The following is a 4,320-nucleotide window of genomic DNA, read 5'->3' as shown; positions in this document are numbered from 1 at the left end:
TCCCGCTACCAGCGAATGCAAGGCAAGAATGTTCTGCAACCGATGGGTTGGGACGCCTTCGGCATGCCGGCGGAAAACGCCGCGATGAAGAACAACGTGGCGCCCGCCAAGTGGACCTACGAAAACATCGCCTACATGAAGTCCCAGCTGCGCAGCCTGGGCCTGGCGGTGGACTGGTCCCGTGAAGTGACCACCTGCAAGCCGGATTACTACCGCTGGGAACAATGGCTGTTCACTCGCCTGTTCGAAAAAGGCGTGATCTACCGCAAGAACGGCACCGTGAACTGGGACCCGGTCGACCAGACCGTACTGGCCAACGAACAGGTGATCGACGGTCGCGGCTGGCGTTCCGGCGCGTTGATCGAAAAGCGCGAAATCCCGATGTACTACTTCAAGATCACCGCCTACGCGGATGAGCTGCTGGAGAGCCTTGACGAACTGACTGGCTGGCCGGAACAGGTCAAGACCATGCAGCGCAACTGGATCGGCAAGTCCCGTGGCATGGAAGTGCAGTTCCCGTACAACGTCGACTCGATTGGCGAAGCAGGCACCCTCAAGGTCTTCACCACCCGTCCGGATACCCTGATGGGCGCGACCTACGTTGCCGTGGCTGCCGAGCACCCGCTGGCGACCCAGGCTGCGCAGAACAACCCTGAGCTGCAAGCGTTCATCGCCGAATGCAAGGGCGGCAGCGTCGCTGAAGCGGACGTCGCCACTCAAGAGAAAAAAGGCCTGCCGACCGGCCTGTTCGTCGAGCACCCGCTGACCGGTGAAAAACTCCCGGTCTGGGTCGCCAACTACGTGCTGATGCACTACGGCGACGGCGCCGTGATGGCGGTTCCGGCGCACGACGAGCGTGACTTCGAATTCGCCCACAAGTACGACCTGCCGGTCAAATCGGTAGTGCGCACCAGTTCCGGTGACACCAACCCGGCTCCGTGGCAGGACGCCTACGGCGAGCACGGCACACTGATCAACTCCGGCGAGTTCGACGGTCTGGACTTCGCTGGCGCGTTCGATGCCATGGAAGTCGCCCTGATCAAGAAAAACCTCGGCGCCTCGCGCACCCAGTTCCGCCTGCGCGACTGGGGCATCAGCCGTCAGCGCTACTGGGGCTGCCCGATCCCGATCATCCACTGCGCCACTTGCGGTGATGTGCCGGTGCCGGAAGACCAGTTGCCGGTAGTGCTGCCGGAAGACGTGGTGCCGGACGGCGCCGGTTCGCCGCTGGCGCGCATGCCGGAATTCTACGAGTGCAGCTGCCCGAAATGCGGCCAGCCTGCCAAGCGTGAAACCGACACCATGGACACCTTCGTCGAGTCCTCGTGGTACTACGCCCGTTACGCTTCGCCGCACTTCGAGGGCGGCCTGGTGGAAAAATCCGCGGCTGACCACTGGTTGCCGGTGGATCAGTACATCGGCGGCATCGAACACGCGATTCTTCACCTGCTGTACGCGCGCTTCTTCCACAAGCTGATGCGTGACGAAGGTCTGGTCAGCTCCAACGAGCCGTTCAAGAACCTGCTGACCCAGGGCATGGTGATCGCCGAGACTTACTATCGTCGTGAAGCCAACGGTGCCTACACCTGGTTCAACCCGGCGGACGTGGAACTCGAGCGCGACAGCAAGGCCAAGGTCATCAGCGCCAAACTGAAATCCGACGGCTTGCCGGTGGAGATCGGTGGCACCGAGAAAATGGCCAAGTCGAAGAACAACGGCGTCGACCCACAGTCGATGATCGATCAGTTCGGCGCCGACACCTGCCGCCTGTTCATGATGTTCGCCTCGCCGCCTGACATGAGCGCCGAATGGTCGGACTCCGGCGTTGAAGGCTCGCACCGCTTCCTCAAGCGCGTCTGGCGTCTGGCGCAAGCCCACGTCACCCAGGGCCTGCCGGGCAAGCTGGACATCGCCGGCCTGAACGACGAGCAGAAAGCCGTGCGCCGCGCCATCCACCTGGCCATCAAGCAGGCCAGCCACGACGTTGGCCAGAACCACAAATTCAACACCGCCATCGCTCAGGTGATGACGCTGATGAACGTGCTGGAAAAAGCCGCACAAGGTTCCGAACAGGATCGCGCGCTGATTCACGAAGGTCTCGAGGCCGTGACCTTGCTGCTGGCGCCAATCACGCCGCACATCAGCCATGAGCTGTGGAATCAACTGGGCCACGCTGACCCGGTGATTGACGCAGGCTGGCCTGCGGTCGATGAAAGCGCGCTGGTACAGGACAGCCTGCAACTGGTCATTCAAGTGAACGGCAAGCTGCGCGGCCAGATCGAAATGCCGGCCAGCGCCACCCGCGAAGAAGTCGAAGCGGCGGCCCGCGCCAACGAGAACGTGCTGCGTTTCGTCGACGGTCTGACCATTCGCAAAGTGATCGTTGTACCGGGGAAACTGGTCAACATCGTCGCCAGCTAAAATTGGATTGGGCGTCAGGTTCGCCGGACGCACTGTAAAACCTTTCGGGCCGCAGGGTCGGCCCACATGGTTTCAAGGGGAGCAACACAATGATCAAACGCAATCTGCTGGTGATGGGCCTCGCCGTTCTGCTGAGCGCCTGTGGTTTCCAGCTGCGTGGCACCGGCACCAACGAACTGTCGATCAAGGAGCTCGATCTGAGCGCCCGCAACGCCTACGGCCCGACCGTCACACAACTGCGTCAGGTCCTGGAGTCCAGCGGCGTCAAGGTCTACAACGGTGCGCCGTACAAGCTGTATCTTTCTGACGAGCAAGAAAATCAGCGCATTCTCAGCTACGCCGGCGCCGGCCGTACTGGTGAATACCAGGTCGACACCGTGCTGAACTACGACATCGTTGGCGAACACAATCTGAACCTGATGAGCGACAAGCTTGAAGTGCAGAAGGTGTTCATCCACGACGGCAACAACCTCGTCGGTTCCGATCAGGAAGCAAACGACGCCCGCAACGAAACCCGTCGCGAACTGGTTCAGCGCATGATGCTGCGCCTGCAACAGCTGACTCCGGGTCAACTGGAGAAACTGCAGCAAGCGGCCAACGACCGCGCTCGTGCTGAAGCCGACGCGCTGAAAGCGGCACAGAAGGCTGAAGCGGAAACTCCGCGTCAGTCGCCGCTCGAACTGCCGCAGCAGTAAGACGTACGGGGCGCTCAGGCGCCCCGTTCGCCCTCTCTTATGAAATTCGCTCCCGCTCAACTCGGCAAACACCTGCAAGGTGCGCTTGCGCCCGTCTATATCATCAGCGGCGATGACCCGCTGTTGTGCCAGGAAGCCGCCGACGCCATCCGCAGCGCTGCCCGCCAGCAAGGTTTCGACGAACGCCAGGTGTTCGCTGCCGACGCCAATTTCGATTGGGGTACCTTGTTGCAGGCCGGCGCCAGCATGTCCCTGTTCGCCGAAAAGCGCCTGCTGGAACTGCGTCTGCCGTCGGGCAAGCCCGGTGACAAGGGCGCTGCCGCGCTGATCGAATACTGCTCGCGTCCCGCTGAAGACACGGTGCTGCTGATCAGCCTGCCCAAGCTCGACGGCAGTGCGCAGAAGACCAAGTGGGGCAAGGCGCTGGTCGAAGGCCAGCAGACCCAGTTCATCCAGATCTGGCCGGTGGATGCCAATCAGCTGCCGAGCTGGATTCGCCAGCGTCTGTCGCAGGCCGGCCTGTCGGCCAGCCAGGACGCGGTGGAACTGATCGCCGCACGCGTCGAGGGCAACCTGCTCGCCGCTGCGCAGGAAATCGAAAAGCTCAAGCTGATGGCCGAAGGTGGGCAGATCACCGTCGAAACCGTGCAGGCCGCGGTGGCCGACAGTGCGCGCTTCGACGTGTTCGGCCTGACCGACGCCGTACTCAACGGCGAACCAGCCCACGCCTTGCGCATGCTTGAAGGGCTGCGCGGTGAAGGCGTCGAGCCGCCGGTGATTCTCTGGGCGCTGGCGCGGGAGTTGCGCCTGCTGGCCAATATCTCGCTGCAGTACAGCCAGGGCACGCCGCTGGACAAGTGCTTCAGCCAGGCAAAACCGCCGGTCTGGGACAAGCGCAAACCACTGATGAGCAAAGCCCTGCAACGCTACTCGGCGCAACGCTGGGCACAGTTGCTGCTCGAAGCCCAGCGTATTGATGCGCAGATCAAGGGCCAGGCCGCCGGATCGCCGTGGATGAGCCTGAGCCGGTTGGCGTTGTTGATGGCTGGGCAGCGTCTGACTCTTCCCGCTGAATAAAAGCAAAAGATCGCAGCGTGGGGGGGGGGCGGGCCCCCCCGCCCGTAGGGGTGGGGGGGCGGGGGGGGGGTTGGTTTTTTTTTTTTAAACAAAACAAAGGAAAAACGAAAAAATAAAAATAAGCACC

General features: G+C 62.1%; 3 protein-coding genes. All 3 read left to right on the top strand.

The genetic code is table 11. The features are described 5' to 3' along the window. The coding region (gene leuS, locus ACIOUG_RS26285; protein WP_401069974.1) for a leucine--tRNA ligase at positions 1–2,421 on the top strand (2,421 nt) is incomplete at its 5' end. Between the two features lie 89 nt (positions 2,422–2,510). Continuing rightward, positions 2,511–3,116, top strand: coding sequence for an LPS assembly lipoprotein LptE (gene lptE / locus ACIOUG_RS26280; protein ID WP_401069972.1), 606 nt, complete (start codon positions 2,511–2,513; stop codon positions 3,114–3,116). Between the two features lie 39 nt (positions 3,117–3,155). Next, on the top strand, positions 3,156–4,193 hold the full coding sequence (gene holA / locus ACIOUG_RS26275; RefSeq protein WP_401069969.1) for a DNA polymerase III subunit delta: 1,038 nt from the start codon (positions 3,156–3,158) through the stop codon (positions 4,191–4,193). Positions 4,194–4,320: the final 127 nt, after the last annotated feature.

The organism is Pseudomonas sp. NPDC087803 (assembly GCF_044742995.1).
GTDB lineage: Bacteria > Pseudomonadota > Gammaproteobacteria > Pseudomonadales > Pseudomonadaceae > Aquipseudomonas.
This window is presented reverse-complemented; position numbering and strand designations above follow the sequence as displayed.